This window comes from Polynucleobacter sp. MWH-Spelu-300-X4 (genome assembly GCF_018687515.1).
Lineage (GTDB): Bacteria > Pseudomonadota > Gammaproteobacteria > Burkholderiales > Burkholderiaceae > Polynucleobacter.
On the sequence record NZ_CP061294.1, the window covers coordinates 1,754,712 to 1,774,095 of the forward strand.

A 19,384-nucleotide genomic window follows, 5' to 3' on the forward strand; every position below is an offset into this window, starting at 1 on the left:
TGGCCTGCTACGGTATCATTAAAGGGTTCATTAACGTATTAATTAATCTATTTTCCTACTTAAATTATGTTTGGTCTCTTTCGCAACTACTTTTCCAATGATTTAGCCATTGACTTAGGCACAGCTAACACCCTTATTTACATGCGTGACAGGGGTATTGTCCTTGATGAACCGTCTGTTGTGGCGATTCGCCAAGAAGGCGGCCCCAACGGCAAAAAAACCATTTTGGCAGTCGGTAAAGAAGCCAAACAGATGCTCGGTCGCGTTCCTGGCAATATTGAGGCGATTCGCCCTATGAAAGACGGTGTTATTGCCGATTTCACGATTACCGAACAAATGTTGAAGCAGTTTATCAAGATGGTGCATGAAACGAAACTGCTAAAACCAAGTCCACGCATCATTATTTGCGTACCATGCGGATCAACCCAGGTTGAAAGACGTGCTATTCGTGAATCAGCTCTTGGCGCAGGTGCGTCTCAAGTTTACTTAATTGAAGAGCCAATGGCTGCTGCTATTGGCGCCGGCTTACCGGTTTCTGAAGCTTCAGGCTCAATGGTTGTAGACATCGGTGGCGGCACAACTGAAGTGGGTGTTATGTCCCTAGGCGGTATGGTTTACAAGGGTTCTGTTCGTGTTGGCGGCGACAAATTTGACGAAGCCATCATCAATTACATCCGCCGTAACTACGGCATGTTGATTGGTGAACAAACTTCTGAAGCTATCAAGAAAACGATTGGTTCAGCCTTCCCAGGTTCCGAAGTAAAAGAAATGGAAATTCGCGGCCGCAACCTATCAGAAGGTATTCCTAGAAGCTTTACGGTGACAAGCAATGAAATCCTTGAAGCCCTAACAGACCCACTTAATCAAATTGTTACTGCAGTTAAAGTGGCTCTTGAGCAAACTCCACCAGAACTGGCCTCAGATATCGCCGATAGAGGCATGATGTTGACAGGCGGTGGCGCTCTACTAAGAGACCTTGACCGCTTACTTTTGGAAGAAACTGGCTTGCCAGTTCATGTGGCTGAAGATCCTCTAACTTGCGTTGCCCGAGGCTCAGGCATGGCCCTCGAGCGCATGGATAAGTTAGGCGGCGTTTTCTCACAAGAATAAGCCCCTAAGCAGCACGAGCATTAATTGCAGCTTAGTCCGCCACCACTCTTCAAACAAGGCACGCCAGCTTTAATCAAGCTGGCGGTTTGTCTTTTGGCTAGCCTGACTTTAATGGTTTTAGATTATCAATACAGAACCATTGATCAAGTTCGCTCTATTGCTAGCTTCTTGTTAACGCCTGTTGAAACGGTCATGTTGTGGCCCAGGGACCTTATTAGGGGTACTTACGACTATCTCACCACCAAAGGCACTCTTGAGCAACAAAACGAAGCTTTGGAAAAACGGGTTGCTGAACTTACCCTCTTAGCTAATCAATCTGAGCTGTTCATGTCTGAAAATGCTCAACTTAGAAAATTAATCGGCATTCAAGAGCAAACCAGGTTCAAGATTCTCATTGCCCAAATTTTGTATAACCCGCCCAATCCTCTCTCTCAAAAGGTCATTATTGATAGAGGTGCTAGCAGCAACATCACGGCTGGCCAGGCGGTTGCCGATCACCAAGGCATTGTTGGTCAAGTTGTTCGGGTCATGGAAAACAAATCCGAAGTTTCTTTGTTAGATGACAGAGATATGGTGATTCCCGTACAAGTGGCCAGAAACGGCCTAAGAGCTGCTTTGTACGGTAACGGCAGGGGTAAGCCTCTTGAATTAAGACATATGGCTGCAGTGAGTGATTTACAGGTGGGCGATATCCTGATGACTTCAGGTATCGATGGTGTTTATCCCCCAGGATTTGCCGTGGCTACTATCGACAAAATCGACCGTAATGTTGATAAGAATTTTGCCTATGTTTACTGCTCTCCAGTAGGCGGCGTTAACCGATTCCGTCATGTCATGGTGCTGTTTTATGATGCGGCATTTGGCCCTAAACCGGCTAATGATCGAAACAATAAGACCTCTGAAACAAAATCCAATCGCTTATATAGAGGTAAGCAATGATCGAGAGTGGGTACATACTTCGACCTGCTAATCCCCTATTTATTGGGGCTAGCTTGTTAGGTGCGTTGTTGCTAAATTTCTTACCGCTAGGCAACTCCCCTTGGGTGCCAGACTGGGTTTTAATTTGTATCGTTTTTTGGACGATTTACCAACCTAGAAAAGTGGGCGTTGTTTGGGCATTTTGCCTAGGCTTAGTAATGGATATTCATAGTGCAACCCTTTTAGGGCAGCACGCGCTTATGTATCCCATCATCGCGTATTTCGGCATTAACTGGCAGCGTCGTGTTCTTGGCTTTTCTCGCCCAGAACAATCCTTGCACCTTCTTCCATTATTTTTAGCTGCCTCTATTTGGCCGCTAATCGTTCAATGGATCGCCTCAGGAGAAATCCCATTTTGGGCATGGACGAGTCTGTTTTCTGGATTTATTGAAGCTGCACTGTGGCCTATTGCAGTTTGGATTCTTTTAGCGCCTCAAAGAAGACCAACCGATGTCGATTTAAATCGTCCTCTGTAATTAGACGACTCTATGGATCGCTTTAAAAATACTCAGCCGACCGTTAAGTCTTTCCAAGACAGGCTATCTGTTGCCATGGTATTTGTATTGGTCTGCTTTGGCCTATTGCTACTTAGATTTGTTTGGTTACAAATAATTACACACAACAGGCACTCTTTAGCGGCTGAAAACAATCGCATTGCCTTGGTACCTGTACCTGCTAGCCGTGGATTAATTATCGACAGAAATGGCATTGTTATTGCTAGAAATTACTCTGCTTACACCTTAGAAATCAATCCATCGCAAATTGAAGGCAATGTGAATGATTTGTTAGATGAACTATCTAGCGTTGTGGATATTCAACCAAAAGATAGAAAGAATTTTTTAAAACTTTTAAACGAATCAAAAACTTTTGACGCGTTTCCGGTTAGAACTCTATTAAGCGATGTTGAGGTTGCAAGATTTACAGCTCAAAGCTTTAGATTTCCCGGTGTCGAAATTCGCGCACGCTTATTTAGACAATATCCATATGGAGAATTAGGCTCTCACGTCATTGGCTACATTGGTCGAGTTTCTCAACGTGACCGCGAAAAATTAATTGCTGAACTAGACGACAATAGAACTGGTAGCGATAGTACTCAAAGAAGAAACATTAATTTACTAGGCACTCCATATGTTGGGAAAATTGGCCTAGAGCAGAGTTATGAATACGCGCTGCGTGGTGCGCCAGGATTTGAGCAAGTAGAAATCACAGCCGGTGGAAGAGCCGTTCGGACACTCACAACTTCTTCATCAACGCCTGGCAATAACTTGGTGCTATCCATTGATATCAAACTACAGCACCTCGTAGAAGAACTCTATGGAAAGAGAAGAGGTGCCTTTGTTGCTATCGAACCAGAATCTGGCGACGTATTAGCATTTGTTTCTAAGCCCAACTTCAATCCTAATGATTTTGTAGAGGGCATTGATCCAACTACGTGGAAAGCATTAAACGAGTCTTTAGAAAAGCCGCTCTATAACAGGCCACTTAAAGGTATTTATCCGCCAGGTTCTACCTATAAACCTTTCATGGCTTTGGCTGCACTAGAGACCGGCAAGCGAACACCAAGCCAAGCAATTTCGGATCCAGGCTACTTCACCTTTGGCAACCACACTTTCAGAGATGATAAAAAAGGCGGTCATGGCATGGTCGATATGGCCAAATCAATTGTTGAATCTTGTGACACGTACTACTACTTACTCGCAAGAGACATGGGCGTAAACATGATGCATGACTTCATGAAACCGCTAGGCTTCGGACAAATTACCGGTATTGATTTAGATGGTGAAGTAAGAGGAACGCTACCGTCTACCGCTTGGAAAGAAAAAACATTTAAAAAACCTGAACAACAAAAATGGTACGACGGAGAAACCATTTCTTTAGGTATCGGCCAAGGCTATAACAGTTTCACGATTCTTCAATTAGCTCACGCCACTGCCAACTTAGCTAATAAAGGTGTCGTAATGAAACCACACCTAGTTAAGTCGATTGAGAATCCAATTACTAAAGAACGTAAATTAACAACTCCTAAAGAAAGTTATCGGGTTGATTTAAAACCTCAAAACATTGAGGTCATTAAAAATGCAATGATTGATGTAAACAAATTTGGTACATCAGCGCAAGCCTTTGCAGGGGTGGCCTACCAAGCAGCTGGCAAAACTGGCACCGCTCAGGTATTTAGCTTGAACTCTAAAAACTATAGTCATAGTGCAACCCCAGAATTTTTAAGAGACCATGCTTTATTTATTGTTTTTGCACCAGCGGACAAACCAAAAATTGCTATTGCCATGGTAGTTGAAAATGCAGGCTTTGGTGCTGCACAAGCAGCGCCGATTGCAAGAAGAGCGCTTGATTATTTCATTGAAGGCCGCTGGCCGAAGGAGGTTCCAGAATGGAAAAGCGCCCCTTAATTCAGCGCATTGATTTTTTATGGTCGGGCTTCGATAAAACCTTAGGTCTTATTGTTCTTGGCTTGGCTTTAATTAGCATTGTTACTTTTATCTCTGCTAGTAGTGGCACCCCAATTCAATTAATCGATCAATTAAGAAATCTATTACTTTCTTATTCTGTGATGTGGCTTGTTTCTAGAGTGCCTCCAAAATGGTTGCAACGATCAGCCGTTTGGATCTATAGCTTTGGTGTTGCATTACTGTTAGCTGTGGCAGCTTTTGGTTTAATTAAAAAAGGTGCGCGCCGCTGGGTAAATATAGGGGTAGTAATTCAGCCATCAGAACTTATGAAAATTGCTATGCCATTAATGTTGGCTTGGTACTTTCAAAAAAGAGAAGGTGTTCTTAGAAATTTAGACTATGGCATAGCGGCCATATTACTTATCTTGCCAGTAGCTTTAATTGCAAGACAACCTGACTTAGGAACCGCTCTTTTAGTTTTAGCGGCAGGCCTTTATGTGATTATTCTTGCTGGGTTTCCCTGGAAATATATTGTTCCCGTCGTCTCTGTCGGCGGCGTTGCCATATTGCTGGTAATTATTTTTGGTAGCTTTATTTGCGATCCCGATGTGTCTTGGCCATTCTTACACGACTATCAAAAGCATCGCATTTGTACACTGTTAGACCCCAGTACCGATCCATTAGGCAAGGGCTTTCATACCATTCAGTCTGTGATTGCTATTGGTTCTGGTGGTTTGTTTGGTAAAGGTTGGTTACAAGGCACACAAGCGCACTTAGAATTCATCCCCGAAAAACATACGGACTTTGTTTTTGCAGTTTTTTCTGAAGAATTTGGCCTAATTGGAAACCTTGTTTTACTCGCCCTATTCTTTGGACTTATTCAAAGAGGGTTAGCCATTTCGTCTAATGCGCCAACTTTATTTACACGCCTTTTGGGTGGCTCAGTCACTATGATTTTCTTTACCTATGCTTTTGTGAACATGGGCATGGTTAGTGGCATCTTGCCTGTTGTGGGAGTTCCACTCCCCTTCATTAGCTACGGCGGAACGGCCTTAGTAACGCTTGGCGTTGGTATTGGTATCTTGATGAGTATCCACAGACATCGTCGTCTAGTGCAAAGTTAATTATCCGCCATGCTAAAAAACGCCTTCAATCCAACGCTTATTTTAATTTCAGCCCTGTTATATGGCGCGTGTTTTGGTATCAATTCATTTCTTATGTCCTCGCTGACATTTTCACTGGGTGTTAATTGGATTTTTTTACCGGCAGGTTTAAGGCTTTTGTTAACTCTACTTTTTGGGTTCAGTGGTGCACTCGGGGTTTCATTAGCATCGGTCTTAATTGCGCTTAATTTTTACTTTCAACATGACATCGTTTCTGGGCTGGGCGCTGGTCTAATTGGAGGCTTAGGACCTTATTTAGCAAGAATCTTTGTTTTTAAAAATATGGATTTAACATCTAATCTAGAAAACTTGGATGGCCACAAGCTATTAAATTGCATCTTTATCTATTCACTAATTAGCCCACTGTTACATCAATTATGGTTTTTTGCGCGCGGCATTAACGATAACTTTGTTGAGCATGTTGGCGTGATGTTTATTGGTGATTTAGTAGGTATTTTAATTATTATTTATTTAGCGAAAATCATCATTTCCCAACTAAAGCGACGCGCAAAATAACTCATGTCTTATGCGTGGCAAATCCCATGTAATGAGTAATGGTTTTGATTTGTTATGATGAAATTTCTTTCAAAAGAAGAAATCATCATGACAACAAATGAAATCAACTTTCCCAAAAGGGAAGACCACAAATCAAAAAATCAATCCCCTGTAAACAGCAAGTCTTTGCTGGGGCAATCTAACTATTTAGATATTGCTCATGAAGGCGAAATTTATCGCCTTCGCATCACAAAGCTTAAGAAGCTAATTTTGACTAAATAAATTTAGTCAACAATCATGATGTTGGTAACGTAGTGTCCAGTGTCCCCAAAACAGCTGGACGGCACGCCCACGTGCTCTTCATACACCAAGGCCACACGTTTACCCATGCTCTCATTAATTTTCTGAGCAAGTGCTTCATCATGAACAGTAAAGTTAAATTTCTCTGTGAGGGTTCCTGGAATATTAATCATGGCAAGCTCACCTTCCCAAGTTTTACAAACCCACCCTTTTTTAGAAAATTTTTGCACATAACCAGCGCGCTCACCCTTTGAATAACTCCAGCTCAATGTTAACCAAGTGTAAGCACTAAATAGAGCCGCTATTACCACCAAAAATGCCATGAAACGCTTCATTTTTTCTCCAATTATTTGTCATGCCAAGTTGGATGCTTTTGCATAACGCCTAAAAATAAATCTGATTCTATCCGTTCATTTAACCACTTTTTAAGATGGTCTAAAGAGGATTTTTCAAACCACGCGGCATCAACCATTGAAAATTGCCTAATAAATGGGAAGGTCGCCACATCAGCCAAGCTCATTTGATCACCCAATAAATAACGTGAACTTTGCAAACGTTGCTCAAATGGCAATAAACATATTTCTAATGCTTGATTGAGGGTGTCTGTAATTGTTTGATGCGGATATCGATCAGGATATTTATATTGATCTAAAAGCCTTTTAAAAGGCCCATCATTAGTAGCGATTAACGCTTCCGAAGCAGCCAAATTATTTAACCAGCCATTTTTATCCGACTGCGACAAAGCCCATTTCATGATTTCTAAACTTTGTTCAATAACTAATTCACCAACCTGCAATACCGGCACCGTTCCTTTTGGTGAAATTTCTAACATGGCTAATGGCTTATTCCGTAAAGAAATTTCTCGTATTTCCACAGGAATGCCGGCATAACTTAAAGCCATTCTGGCCCTCATTGCATAAGGGCAACGTCGATAAGAATACAAAACCGCTAAATCATTCATCTTATTGTTGTCATCTTTACTACTTTTGCCGCGTTATAGAGGTACATCAAGCTAAAGGATGATGATATGAAAAGAATTATTAAATTGATAGCCTTTACTCTCAGCCTATCTACTATGGCAATGCTATCAAATAACGCTAGCGCACATGGCGGTTATGGATACAGAGGCGGTGGTCATGGTGACTATTGGGTAGGGCCAGCCATCATTGGAGGTCTAATTACGTATTCCATATTGCAGCCTAGGCCTGTTTATGTGGCACAACCCCCTGTTTATGTTCAAACTATGCCCATGCATGTGCCAGCGCCGATGCCACCAGCTCCAATAGTGGCGCAAAACTTACCGCCTGTTTGGTATTACTGCCAATCTAGCAGAACATACTATCCATATGCAGCTAGTTGTAACGAAGGCTGGCAAGTAGTACCGGCAACGCCTCAATAATTGGATTCCATCATTTTGACTAAGGCATAGACGCTCTGGTTCGCCGGCGTGTCTATGCCATAGTCTTGCCCTTTTTTAACAATCAAGCCATTAAGATAATCAATCTCAGTAGGTTTTTTTCTAGATAAGTCCTGGGCAGTAGAGGAGCGCTGCCCCGACATACTAGTGGCTATTTGGTAATTGAGACTAGCTGCTTGTGAAGGACTAATATCAACCCCTTCTTTAAGAGCTATTGCTAAAAATTCTTTTGTTATCTGCTCAATGAGTGCTCTCACTTCCGCTTGCGCAGCCATCTTGCCATATTGAATCTGGCCAATCGCAGAAATACCGTTATAACAACAGTTCACCAAAAACTTACTCCACAACTCATGTTTAATGTTTTTTGATATGTCACAAGGAACACCTGATGAACCAAATATCTCAGCCAACATTTGAAGCTCATCTTGAATTGAGTCATTAACAAGATGTTCGTTATTTAAATCTCCAATTAATAACTCGCCTCGACCAAAGTGTTTTAAATGGCCAGGCCCGGCCATACCCGTCGCGACATACACAACCGTTGGATAAACATGCTTAGGAACTTTTTGGGAAATAGTGTCGCAATTGCTAACGCCGTTTTGCAAACTCAAAATAATGACGTCTTTTTTCAAAAACCCATAAATCGCTTCTATTGTTTTTTGAGTGTCAGGAGACTTAACACACAACAAAATAATATCGGCCTCTTTTACAACAGACTGATCTGTTGTGGCTTTAACGGGAACATATTCTTGAAAATTAATGCACTCCATATATAAGCCTTTTTCACGAATGGCTTCCACATGATTGGGTCGTGCTATTAATGTCACATCTTTTCCGGCGCGCGCTAACATGCCGCCAAAAAAGCATCCTACAGAGCCTGCACCCATTACAAATATTTTTGGATTTTTATTCGTCATCACTTCATACCACCAAAGGCTAGGCCTGCTGTGTTTGCAAATAATTAATGACCCATGCTGGATCACTATCACTTGGAAAAATAGGGTAATGCACAGCCTTAATCACTCCGTTATGTGCAATTAATGTTACGCGCTTTAGAAGCGTCATCCCTGCCGCAACAAACGTTGGCATGTTCAATGCCTTCTGAAATTGGTAGTTCGCATCACTCACCACAGGAAATGGCAAATGCAGTCGCTCAACCATCTCTTTTTGATATTCAGTTGTTTGAACGCTCAAACCAATAACTTCTGCGCCCAAATTTTGTAACTCTTGATAGTGATCTCTAAATGAGCAACTCTGTGGCGTACAACCTCTTGCCCCAGGAATTTGGTCCCAACCATCCGGCAATGCCACATTAGGCTGGCCCGTCATTGGGTAACAATAAATAACTAACCAGCCTTGAATTGCTCCTATATCGATACTTAGACCATTAGTTGCCAGCAAAGAAACATTAGGCAAGCGCATGCCTTTTAGATGAGCAGTAGCACCATCATCCTCTGGAATAGGAAGATCTATAGGCAGCTGATTAAGATTGGTCATGAAACCATTCTACAGAAGAAAAAGGGGGCTTTTAGATGATAAAAATGAAACCCTTCTGGAAGCGCATATAGGCGCTCGACTCAACATCAACCCATAGCAACTAAAAACTCGTTCTTTAGGGTCAGCATTAAATCCTTGGCACTAAGATTTCTGGCTCTCGAATAGTCTTGACCCGCCCAAAGACTTTGATATTCACCGTTATTGGTTTTTCCAGCCAATTGGCGTAAAGACGCTGTCATTGTGTTTTGTATCGGAAATGGCAAAGTAACCCTGTCTTCCATGAGGCGAATGAATTCATTCTCAATGCCTCGAGCAAGCCTACCTGAGAAACCTTTCGTAAATACTGAGCCTCTGCCATGTTGGTTGAGCAAGTAATTTTTATGGGCTGGTGATGCGCCAGACTCATCGCAACTTAAAAATGCTGTTCCCAATTGAGCAGCTACAGCACCCGCGTTCAGAGCATTGGCTATATCTGTCCCATCCATGATTGCGCCAGCACAAACTATTGGTATAGAGCAACACTTAACTAATTTTTTAGTTAAATGAATTGCCGTTAATTTTTCATCAGCAGCACTTGGGTTAAATATGCCGCGGTGACCGCCAGCCTCAATGCCTTGCGCCACAATAAAATCAGCGCCCGCTGTTTCAATAGCAATTGCTTCTTCAGCGCTGGTAGCTGTAACACCAACTGCTATGCCTAGTGAATGAGCTTTCTCTATCACCCTTAGCGGGGGAATCCCAAAATGAAATGTCACAATTTCAGGGCAATGCTCCCATACAGGATGGAGCTGCTCTTCAACATCAGGATAAAAAGGGGCTTGCGGTATGGATACCGAACAATCACCGGCAATAGGTAAATTTCTTAATGCATCTATTGCTTGCGCTTGAATTGCTTGTGCGGGCAAATCAACCGCACTAAAGACAAAGAAATTTGCATTAATGGGCCCTTTAGTTAAAGCTCGTGTAGCTACCAAGTCTTCGCTAATTTTTTGCGGTGCGCTGTAAGCAAATCCAAAACTACCAACACCTCCGGCATTGGTAACCTCTGAAGCCAATTTGGGATTATTAATGCCGCCCGCCATTGGGGCTTGAATGATTGGAATTTCTAATTTTGAAAAATTAAACATGTCATTAAATTAAATGTGACTTTAAAAGACATTACAGGACCCTGGGGATTTGAGCAACAACAAGGATTTTCAATCCTCTGCTCTACCAGCTAAGCTACCAACTTAGTGTTAATAGCTAATTTATTCGTAATGAGTCCACATTCTTAAAACACGTACCGTCTTTTCTTTGCGGAAAACCTCATATACCAAACGATGTTGAATATTGATTCTCCGAGAATAAGAGCCCTTTAAATCACCAACTAATTTTTCATATGGCGGAGGATTTTGAAATGGATCTACTTCTAATATATCCAACAACGCCTGTGCTTTATCTTTTAATCCCGCGGCTGAGAGTTTTTTAGCATCTTTAAGAGCAAATTTGGAATAGGCTAAATTCCAAGTTACCACTTCAATGTCCTTTTACTCTTAGCCAAAGGCTCAGCCATGGATTCTTTAATAGACTCACGCATCCCTGGAATCGCCAATAGATGTAGCGTTTCCTGAATAGCGCTCCAATCTTCTTCAGAAACCAAAACAGCATTAGTACGCTTACCTGAAATAACCACAGGCTTATGTGTTTCTGCCGTTTGGTCAATTAAGCGATAGAGATCTGCTCTTGCTTCCGTGACTGTTAGTGTTGACATAATTTCACCTCTTTTGGTCATAGTACGTAATAACGTACGTCTTGTCAATCGTATAACTAGCCCGCTAGACCAAATGAAAAAACCACCCGAAGGTGGTTTTGGTATTTCTTGGTGGCCCGGGGCGGAATCGAACCACCGACACAAGGATTTTCAATCCTCTGCTCTACCGACTGAGCTACCAGGCCAAGAAGCAAGATTATATACGAAAGTGTTAGAAAGCCCAATAACTTGCCCTAGGCCTCCAATTACTCGTTAATCTCCCTTGTAACTACCGACATCTATACCTAGCATTTTGAGCTTGCGGTATAAATGGGTTCTTTCTAGGCCAGTCTTATCAGCCACTTTTGTCATATTGCCACCTAATTGCTCTAGGTGATATTCAAAATAGGCTTTTTCAAAAAGATCCCGAGCTTCCCTAAGCGGTAAATCAATATATGCCAAATCAAAATTACCTGGCATATCTTTTACATCTTTTGATTCGTAAATTTCTAATTCTTCAACTTTAGGTGCAGATACTGCAACCTCTTGTTTTATCTCTGCCTGAAATAATTCTTTAGGCGGTGCTTTTTCTAAAGCTTGCTCTACAGTTTTTAAAAGCTTTTGAAGTGCAATAGGTTTTTCTAAGAAATTAACTGCACCAATTCTTGTTGCTTCAACGGCTGTGTCAATCGTTGCATGGCCAGACATCATCACCACAGGCATGGTTAACTGACCACCAACCGACCACTCTTTTAATAAAGTAACACCATCAACATCCGGCATCCAAATATCTAAAAGAACCAAATCTGGCTCTAGGTTGTCTCTAGCGTTTCTAGCCTCTTGAGCATTTTGCGCAGAGATTACCGAATGACCCTCGTCAGTCAAAATCTCATTGAGCAACTCACGAATGCCCATTTCATCATCTACTACCAAAATACTTGCCATGGCTAACTTTGCTTCACTAATTGATTGAAATAAATAGATACCTCAGCACCTATCACCACATCTTCTTTCATGCGATTACGTAACTCAATTCTTGCACCATGCTCATCAACGATCTTTTTAACCATTGCTAAGCCCAATCCAGTACCTTTTGCTTTTGTCGTGACATAAGGCTCAAAAGCTCTACTTAATATTCTTGCTGAAAATCCCGTTCCAGAGTCAATCACGCTTAACTTCACAATACCCACTCCCACTTCGCTATTTTTGGGATATGGCAGCAACTCTGTTTTAACCAATATTGAAAAGTCCGCATTCGCATGCGCTTCCATGCTTGCATCAATCGCATTCTGAATAAGGTTATGTATGACCTGCCTTAACTGAATCGAGTCTCCAATAATCTCTGGACACTTAATATCTAAATCAGCAGATACCGGACTGCCTTCATAGAGATAAAGAATTTCTGTAATCAAATCATTTAATGACAAGGCCTGTAAATTAGCTTCCGGAGTTTTCGCAAAGTCTCTGAAGTCATTGACCATTTTTTTCATGGCCTCAACTTGAGCAATGATGGTTCTAGTGCTCTTAGTTAATAACTCTTGCTGCTCCGGTGCAATATTATTTTCCAACTTTAACTGTAAGCGTTCAGCTGACAACTGAATGGGTGTTAATGGGTTTTTAATTTCGTGAGCAAGTCGTCTGGCAACCTCACCCCACGCAATGGAACGCTGAGCGGTAATCACCTCAGAAATATCATCAAACACAACGATATATAAACCGCTCGCAAGATGGGTACCTCGAACCAACAAAGTAATACCTTGCTTATGTTGTGGATCAATTTCCACCTGGTCTTCCAGAATAATTTGTTTTTGCCAGTGCTCATCAGGGTCTTGGCTTGAAATTTGATACGCCTCAAACTCCTGTTTAACTTCACGCTCAAAAGATAAAAGCTTATCAATCGAGCCTAAACTCTTACCAACATAATTCTCTAAAGGAATTTCAAAAATTCTTGATGCGCCAGCATTAGCAATAACCAATTTAAAGGATTCGTCTAAAACACAAACTCCCGCAGTTAAATTAGATAAAACACTTTCAGACAATGCTTTAGATTCTTGAAGCGAGTTTCTTGCTTCAAGCAATTGTCTAGTCATGACATTAAATTGCTTGGTGAGCATGCCCAACTCATCACCCGTATTAATTTCAGGTTTTGGCGATAAGTCTCCCTCAGCAACCGCTTTTGTACCTTTTAACAACATCAATAAGGGGTAGGCCAATTGGCGACCCAGCAACAAAGCTAAGGTAACTGCAATGAAGAGCGCTAAAAATAATGTAATCGTTAATGTCCCGATATACATTTTTCGAAGGCCCGATCTACCTAAGGCCTTTTCTTGATACTCGATATAAGCCTCTTGCACAGATAAGGCATTGTTACTGATGCTCTCAGGCATATATTTAACCAACAATAGATATTTGTCTTCCGATTGAGTTCGCAAGTTAAATGAAGTTAGATTGCCTTGTGAAGCGCCACTCTGAATCGGGATAATGATCTTTACTGCATAGCTTGGATGTTTATCAGCTTTATTAGGCTCATCAACTTGGGTGAAATTTCCAACAGTCTTTGCCTGATTGAGCTTGTCTTGTGATGACATCTCAGAAACAGCCGAAGTCAAACCTAAGCTAGCACTTGCAATTAATTTAGCGCCACTGCCAAATAAAGCAACTTCTTCTAAATCCATTTGCTGGCGTTGCCGAGAAAGCAATAAGGTTAATCCACCCTCACCTTGCGTTCTTAAGTTTGATCCGATTAAGTTTGCTAGCTCTCTTCCCTTACCCAACAAATCATCTTTTGATACTTCAATGCTAGCTTTGCCTAAATTAAGCCCCGCCTCTAACGCACGCTCAACCTTCACATCAAACCAAGATTCAATACTTCGCGACACGAACTGTAGCGAAACACCGTACAAAATAGCACCAGGCAAGACTCCAACCAATGCAAAGAACAGGGCCAATTTAGCAATAAGTTTGGCTCCAAAATATCCTTTGCGCCAACGCATAGCAATGCTAATGATTAAGCCGACAATAACGGCAAAAAATAAAATACCAATAAATATATTTGCCGCAAACAACATGGCGAAATACTCTTCAAAGAAAGAAGTATTGGCTGATGCGGTGGCCAACAATACCAATAAAATAAGCGCTAGAAGAACAACGACCCCCACCAAAATGGGTTTAGCCAAAAAGCGCATCATTGAGCATTTACCCCATGAGTTAATGGCACCGCTTTAGGCGTAAATTCAAATCTACTCCACTCACTTTGCAGATTCCATGCTTTTGAATTAATTGCATTAACCTGAAAGGGCTTGGCTAATTGGTTAGTGTCCAGCCTCATACGAATCGCAGCGATATAACTCTGGTTTTGATTAACCGCGGACTGATCTACTACGGCCCAGTCATCTATTGTGCTAACCGCTGCCATGGCTTGTTTTAAATTAGCGGCCGTTAGTGTCACGCTACCAAGCGTGACACGATATTGGTCGGTCAATGCCTGATAAGAAATTTTTGAAGTTCTCTGAACATCAACAATTTTTTCATCAAACCAATACCACCGCCCCTTAGTTAATTGAAACTCTGTAACAAAATGAAGCGTGACCCCCTTTTTAACTAATTGCTCCAAAGCAGGACTTAATTCCAAATTAATTTCAGCATTCAATAACCAAGTTTTATCGCCTGGCGATAAGGTTATTTTCTTAAACTTAATATCATCACCATAGGCGACACTGGTCATGATGACCATCAAAAATACAACCTTAGCAATCCAGTTATTAATCTGGCGCATCTTTCACCAATTAGTGTGTTTTTGACTTTTCAAACAACGCATAAAAGAAGCCATCGTGGTTCATTGACGGCAACAATTGCCCTGGTGCCTCCAATCGTACAGCATCCGGCACACTATTTAACCACCACCGAGCCTGCAACTCACCCTCTTCAGGGAAAACTGAGCAGGTTACGTATAGCAATTTACCACCCGGCTTAAGCAAAGCCCACAAAGCAGTCAATATTTTTCTTTGTGTAATTTGCAAATTCTTAATGTCTGCCTCTTGCCTTAAATAAGTAATGTCCGGATGACGACGAACAATTCCTGAGGCAGAACAAGGCACATCCGCCAAAATGGCATCATAGGGCTCACCACTAAACCAAGGCTTCGGATTCGATGCATCGCCCACCAATACTTTCCCACCTGACAAAGAGAGTCTAGAGAAGTTCTCCTCAATTCTTTTAGCCCTGGCTGGATCAATTTCTAAAGCGTCTAATTGGATATCAAATAACTCTAACAAATGAGCACTTTTTCCACCTGGCGCAGCACAAGCATCTAATACCCTTGATTGAGCTTTGGGAGCCAACAAATAAGCAGCTAATTGAGCACCCGCATCTTGCACAGAACAGGCTCCCTCAAAAAATCCCGGTAACTGATTTACAGGAACTGGTTTTGTAATATGTAACGCATTTAATAATTTAGAACCTGCCACCTTATTTAAAGGTTCAAAATTAATTGCTGCCTCCCGCAAAGACTCTTGATAACTTTGCATTTTCTCCGGCGTATTTAACTGTCGCTGATTCAACCGAATAATTAGTGGTGGCTTTTCTCTAGAACAACGAATTATTTCTTGATACTCGGATGGATAAGCTCGTTTTAATTTTTCCAACCACCAATCAGGGTAAGACGGGTTCTCATCCTCGGAAATTTCTTTGTAAATATCAGGGCTTCTAAGAACGCGTCTCAAAATCGCATTCACAAGTCCTTTAGCATAAGACATTGTTTTATCTAAATGCGTGGCATTCACCGCTTCGTTGACTAATGTATGCGTCGCATACATGGGCTCGCGATCTTTTTCTGGCACCAATGCGATGGCTGCCCAAAGTAAATACTTGGTTAGACCTGGGGGTGTTTTTTGCAAATATTGATTAAGAACTTCCTGCACCCAAAAACCACGCCTTAATGCTTGAAAAGTAATACTTTGTACAGCGGGCCTTAACGCTATAGGTGCAGACTGAATTGCTACGGTTAATGAGGCGCCCTCGTGCACCTGCTCAAGTACTTTTGCAGAAGCAAGGAGGGCTTTCGATAGGCTAACGCCTTGGGGTTTAATTTCAGACAGGATACATTCCTGTTCTTGCCATTTCCATCAAACGAGATACGCGATCTTCAGTTGGCGGATGTGTTGAGAATAGACCAGCGATGCCGCCACCTGACAATGGATTCATGATCATCATTTGAGCTGTTTCAGGATGATGCTCTACAGCGTCGAATTGTCGACCAGTTGCGTAGTTATGAATTTTTTCTAACGCACTAGCAAGTGCTGATGGATCGCCGCAAATTTCTGCGCCTCCTCTATCTGCCTCATATTCTCTCGCACGAGATATAGCCATTTGAATTAAGCTGGCTGCCAAAGGCGCCAATATCATGACCAATATGCTTGCAATCGGATTGCTTGGACGACCCTCAGAATCTCTACCACCAAAAAACATTGCAAAATTTGCCAAAGCAGATAATGCGCCAGCCATAGTCGCAGATATCGTTGAAATTAATATATCTCTATGTTTTACATGTGCCAACTCATGGGCCATAACACCTTTAATTTCTCTTTCGGAAAGAATTTGCAAAATACCCGTTGTTGCAGCTACGGCAGCATTCTCAGGATTTCTTCCTGTTGCAAAAGCATTCGGTGCACTTTCTTCAATTAAATAAACACGTGGCATTGGCAAGTTTGCTTTTTGTGCAAGTTCAGCAATCATGCGATAAAAATGCGGTGCGGTAGTTTCATCAACCTCACGCGCATTCATCATTTTTAAAACCATGCTGTCAGAAAACCAGTAGCTGAAAAAATTCATGCCAAAGGCCAATAACAGCGCCATGAGCATGCCTTGCTCACCGCCAAGCATGCCACCAACCACAATAAATAAACCAGTGATTGCTGCCATTAATAAAGCTGTTTTAAACCAATTAAACATTTATGTCCTTAATAATTTATTTGGAGCATTCTAGTTTCAAACGTCTAACAAAACTATATATGTGTTGAATGGTTGATATATTCAAGTGGGAATTAAATAAATTGGTGGCCAACCTGCCAACCCATTGACTGCGCTAACTGATAAGCAGCCACTCTTTTTCCACCCGGTTTTTGTAATTCAGTTAATCGTATTGTTTCACCCGCGGCCGCAACAACAACCCCTGATTTTTCAATAGCTAATAGAGCTCCTGATGGGGCGTTTGTTTTATCACCCAAATATTTAGAGTGCCAAACCTTTATTAACTCTTCACCATTTTGAAACGTTGCCCCGGGAAATGGATTAAATGCCCGAATTTTTAAATCTATTTTTTGCGCGCTCTCGGACCAATTGATTCGAGACTCTTCTTTCAAAATTTTATTGGCGTAAGTTGTTCCGGCTTCCTCTTGGGGTGTGCTTGGCAATACTTTATTTTTTTCAAAATCCGCCAAAGCATTCACAATCATTTCTCCACCCAAGATTGCCAAATGATCATGCAATGATTCAGTCGTGTCTTCTTCAGAAATGTCGATAGCTTTTTTTGCAATAACGGCCCCAGTATCTAAACCTAAGTCCATTTGCATAATGGATATACCGGTCTCTTTGTCGCCGGCCTCTATTGCTCTATGTATTGGTGCAGCGCCTCGCCACCTAGGCAATATAGATGCGTGGATATTTAGACATCCTGCTCGACCTGATGTTTCTGCAATATCAAAAACTTCTTGGGGTAACAATAATCCATAAGCAGCAACCACCATCACATCAAAACTGGTGTCGTTTAAAACTTTTAAAGCCTCTTTAGCTTCATCTGCATATTTACCATTGATACGTAAAGATGTCGGCTGTAATACGGGAATATTTTTTGTCAGTGCAAGCGCTTTCACGGGGCTCGCCTGTAATTGCATACCTCTACCTGCAGGCCTGTCAGGCTGTGTCATTACCAGCACAACCTCATGTCCCGCAGCAATAATCGCTTGCAATGCTATTTTTGCAAATTCAGGTGTTCCAGCAAAAACAACCTTTAGCATTACAGCTCACCCGCCTTTAATTTCTTTTTTAACTTTCCAGCGATTCTCATGCGCTTTAGGGCTGAAAGATATTCGACAAATACTTTACCTTTTAAGTGGTCCATTTCATGTTGAATACAAACAGCTAACAATCCATCGGCATGCAGCTCAAACGTCTCGCCATCCAAGTTGAGCGCCTTAACCTTAACTTCAGCTGGACGATTCACCTCATCATAAAAATCTGGCACAGATAAACACCCCTCTTGCCAAACTTTAGTTTCTTCGCTTGCCCAGATAATTTCAGGGTTAATAAATACTTGAAGCTGATTACGCTCATCAGATAAGTCAATAACAACAACTTGCAAATGAACATTAACCTGTGTTGCAGCCAAGCCAATTCCCGGAGCCTCATACATAGTTTGAGCCATGTCCGCCACAAGTTGGCGAACTTTTTGATTAATTTCTCCTACCGGCTTTGCAACAGTATGTAGGCGAGGGTCTGGGTAATGAAGAATTGGTAATACAGCCATTTCAGAAATATCTTACAAAAAAATCAGTTAATGCTGATTGAGGGTTGAACAAAGAGCTTTGACAATTAGCCATGCCCTCTATTATCACCATCAATCAATTAAGCCCCTATTATCCAAGGAGATTGCTAGACTTGGCCGATGCCCCTAAACAAATTTACTGCTTAGGCCACCTGGAAACTCTCAGCAAAGTTGGCTTGGCCATTGTAGGATCGAGAAAAGCAAGTGGGCAAGGCTTAAAACAAGCGTTTAGGTTCTCTCAGGAGCTGTCTAAAGAAGGTTTCTGCATCATCTCCGGTCTTGCAGAGGGCATTGATGCGGCAGCGCATCTTGGCGCTCTTAGCGCCGATATTCTTTACCCAACAATAGCCATCTGCGGTGCAGGATTAGATATTTGCTACCCCAAACACCATCAGGCTCTATTTGATCAAATAGCTCAAAAAGGCCTCCTCTTATCCGAGTACCCCCTAGGAACTGGCGTAAAACCCTTCCACTTTCCCAAAAGAAACCGTCTGATTGCAGCACTATCCATTGGCACCTTGGTCGTTGAGGCCACTATTAAATCGGGCTCTTTAATTTCAGCGAAGCAGGCTGCCGAGCTAGGGAGGGAGGTTTTTGCCATCCCGAGATCTATTGAAGAAAAAGGAAGCGAAGGGTGCCACTATCTTATTAAGGATGGCGCCAAACTAACCCAAAACACCGCAGACATATTAGATGAACTTAAGCCTTATCAAGGGGTTAGATGCGCAAAATGGTTTTAAAAACAGGGGC

Annotated in this window: 23 protein-coding genes and 1 tRNA gene; 9 read left to right on the forward strand and 15 right to left on the reverse strand. The window is 41.9% G+C overall.

Annotated elements, in window-relative coordinates:
* Nucleotides 1-66: 66 nt before the first annotated feature.
* The 7 genes from ICV01_RS08925 to ICV01_RS08955 all read left to right on the forward strand — a co-directional run bounded on the left by ICV01_RS08925 (nt 67) and on the right by ICV01_RS08955 (nt 6,433).
* The gene (locus ICV01_RS08925; protein ID WP_215287593.1) at nt 67-1,110 is read left to right on the forward strand and encodes a rod shape-determining protein; all 1,044 of its coding nucleotides are present in this window, start codon (nt 67-69) and stop codon (nt 1,108-1,110) included.
* A 24-nt stretch (nt 1,111-1,134) separates the two neighbouring features.
* Nucleotides 1,135-2,049, forward strand: a complete 915-nt coding sequence (gene mreC / locus ICV01_RS08930) for a rod shape-determining protein MreC (RefSeq protein ID WP_215287594.1) — start codon at nt 1,135-1,137, stop codon at nt 2,047-2,049.
* A complete protein-coding gene (gene mreD / locus ICV01_RS08935; protein ID WP_215287595.1) occupies nt 2,046-2,564 on the forward strand; it encodes a rod shape-determining protein MreD in 519 nt (172 codons plus the stop codon). Before mreC ends, mreD begins: the two co-directional genes overlap by 4 nt.
* Before the next feature lie 12 nt (nt 2,565-2,576).
* Nucleotides 2,577-4,493 (forward strand): penicillin-binding protein 2, encoded by a 1,917-nt coding sequence (gene mrdA, locus ICV01_RS08940; RefSeq protein ID WP_215287597.1) that lies wholly within the window; start codon nt 2,577-2,579, stop codon nt 4,491-4,493.
* Complete coding sequence (gene rodA, locus ICV01_RS08945; protein WP_215287599.1) at nt 4,475-5,617, forward strand: rod shape-determining protein RodA; 1,143 nt, start codon at nt 4,475-4,477, stop codon at nt 5,615-5,617. Before mrdA ends, rodA begins: the two co-directional genes overlap by 19 nt.
* Before the next feature lie 321 nt (nt 5,618-5,938).
* Nucleotides 5,939-6,172 (forward strand): hypothetical protein, encoded by a 234-nt coding sequence (locus ICV01_RS08950; RefSeq protein ID WP_215287601.1) that lies wholly within the window; start codon nt 5,939-5,941, stop codon nt 6,170-6,172.
* A gap of 87 nt (nt 6,173-6,259) precedes the next feature.
* Nucleotides 6,260-6,433 (forward strand): hemin uptake protein HemP, encoded by a 174-nt coding sequence (locus ICV01_RS08955; protein WP_215287603.1) that lies wholly within the window; start codon nt 6,260-6,262, stop codon nt 6,431-6,433.
* Between the two features lie 2 nt (nt 6,434-6,435).
* Here ICV01_RS08955 and ICV01_RS08960 read toward each other — a convergent pair whose 3' ends face one another.
* Both ICV01_RS08960 and ICV01_RS08965 read right to left on the reverse strand, forming a co-directional pair.
* Nucleotides 6,436-6,786, reverse strand: a complete 351-nt coding sequence (locus tag ICV01_RS08960) for a hypothetical protein (RefSeq protein ID WP_215287605.1) — start codon at nt 6,784-6,786, stop codon at nt 6,436-6,438.
* An 11-nt stretch (nt 6,787-6,797) separates the two neighbouring features.
* Nucleotides 6,798-7,412, reverse strand: coding sequence for a glutathione S-transferase (locus tag ICV01_RS08965; RefSeq protein ID WP_215287607.1), 615 nt, complete (start codon nt 7,410-7,412; stop codon nt 6,798-6,800).
* Between the two features lie 66 nt (nt 7,413-7,478).
* On the opposite strand from ICV01_RS08965, the gene ICV01_RS08970 reads away from it, so the two are divergent.
* Nucleotides 7,479-7,850, forward strand: a complete 372-nt coding sequence (locus ICV01_RS08970; RefSeq protein WP_215287609.1) for a hypothetical protein — start codon at nt 7,479-7,481, stop codon at nt 7,848-7,850.
* Here ICV01_RS08970 and ICV01_RS08975 read toward each other — a convergent pair.
* The 13 genes from ICV01_RS08975 to def all read right to left on the reverse strand — a co-directional run bounded on the left by ICV01_RS08975 (nt 7,844) and on the right by def (nt 18,616).
* A complete protein-coding gene (locus ICV01_RS08975; RefSeq protein WP_215287610.1) occupies nt 7,844-8,785 on the reverse strand; it encodes a ketopantoate reductase family protein in 942 nt (313 codons plus the stop codon). The two genes, ICV01_RS08970 and ICV01_RS08975, sit on opposite strands and share 7 nt — an antisense overlap.
* A 19-nt stretch (nt 8,786-8,804) precedes the next feature.
* Nucleotides 8,805-9,365 carry a peroxiredoxin gene (locus ICV01_RS08980; protein ID WP_215287611.1) on the reverse strand — a complete coding sequence of 187 codons (561 nt, stop codon included), beginning with the start codon at nt 9,363-9,365 and terminating at the stop codon, nt 8,805-8,807.
* 86 nt (nt 9,366-9,451) lie between these two features.
* Nucleotides 9,452-10,492, reverse strand: a complete 1,041-nt coding sequence (locus ICV01_RS08985; protein WP_215287613.1) for a nitronate monooxygenase family protein — start codon at nt 10,490-10,492, stop codon at nt 9,452-9,454.
* 120 nt (nt 10,493-10,612) lie between these two features.
* A complete protein-coding gene (locus ICV01_RS08990; RefSeq protein ID WP_215287614.1) occupies nt 10,613-10,879 on the reverse strand; it encodes a Txe/YoeB family addiction module toxin in 267 nt (88 codons plus the stop codon).
* Entirely contained in the window at nt 10,873-11,115 is a 243-nt protein-coding gene (locus ICV01_RS08995) for a type II toxin-antitoxin system Phd/YefM family antitoxin (protein ID WP_215287616.1), read from the reverse strand. Before ICV01_RS08995 ends, ICV01_RS08990 begins: the two co-directional genes overlap by 7 nt.
* A 109-nt stretch (nt 11,116-11,224) precedes the next feature.
* Nucleotides 11,225-11,300 (reverse strand) — tRNA-Phe (locus ICV01_RS09000).
* A 67-nt stretch (nt 11,301-11,367) separates the two neighbouring features.
* Nucleotides 11,368-12,039, reverse strand: coding sequence for a response regulator (locus tag ICV01_RS09005; RefSeq protein WP_215287618.1), 672 nt, complete (start codon nt 12,037-12,039; stop codon nt 11,368-11,370).
* A 2-nt stretch (nt 12,040-12,041) separates the two neighbouring features.
* The gene (locus ICV01_RS09010) at nt 12,042-14,282 is read right to left on the reverse strand and encodes an ATP-binding protein (RefSeq protein WP_215287620.1); all 2,241 of its coding nucleotides are present in this window, start codon (nt 14,280-14,282) and stop codon (nt 12,042-12,044) included.
* Complete coding sequence (locus tag ICV01_RS09015) at nt 14,279-14,869, reverse strand: DUF4390 domain-containing protein (RefSeq protein ID WP_215287622.1); 591 nt, start codon at nt 14,867-14,869, stop codon at nt 14,279-14,281. Before ICV01_RS09015 ends, ICV01_RS09010 begins: the two co-directional genes overlap by 4 nt.
* A gap of 10 nt (nt 14,870-14,879) precedes the next feature.
* Nucleotides 14,880-16,193 (reverse strand): 16S rRNA (cytosine(967)-C(5))-methyltransferase RsmB, encoded by a 1,314-nt coding sequence (rsmB, locus tag ICV01_RS09020; protein WP_215289203.1) that lies wholly within the window; start codon nt 16,191-16,193, stop codon nt 14,880-14,882.
* The gene (gene htpX / locus ICV01_RS09025) at nt 16,183-17,043 is read right to left on the reverse strand and encodes a zinc metalloprotease HtpX (protein WP_215287624.1); all 861 of its coding nucleotides are present in this window, start codon (nt 17,041-17,043) and stop codon (nt 16,183-16,185) included. The genes rsmB and htpX overlap by 11 nt, the downstream gene beginning before the upstream one ends.
* Nucleotides 17,044-17,135: 92 nt before the next feature.
* The gene (fmt, locus tag ICV01_RS09030; RefSeq protein WP_215287626.1) at nt 17,136-18,107 is read right to left on the reverse strand and encodes a methionyl-tRNA formyltransferase; all 972 of its coding nucleotides are present in this window, start codon (nt 18,105-18,107) and stop codon (nt 17,136-17,138) included.
* Nucleotides 18,107-18,616 carry a peptide deformylase gene (def, locus tag ICV01_RS09035; protein WP_215287627.1) on the reverse strand — a complete coding sequence of 170 codons (510 nt, stop codon included), beginning with the start codon at nt 18,614-18,616 and terminating at the stop codon, nt 18,107-18,109. Before def ends, fmt begins: the two co-directional genes overlap by 1 nt.
* A 71-nt stretch (nt 18,617-18,687) precedes the next feature.
* Here def and dprA point away from each other — a divergent pair, with 71 nt between their 5' ends.
* Nucleotides 18,688-19,374: a DNA-processing protein DprA gene (gene dprA, locus ICV01_RS09040; RefSeq protein ID WP_215287630.1), complete on the forward strand. Its 687-nt coding sequence runs from the start codon at nt 18,688-18,690 to the stop codon at nt 19,372-19,374.
* Nucleotides 19,375-19,384 lie beyond the last annotated feature (10 nt).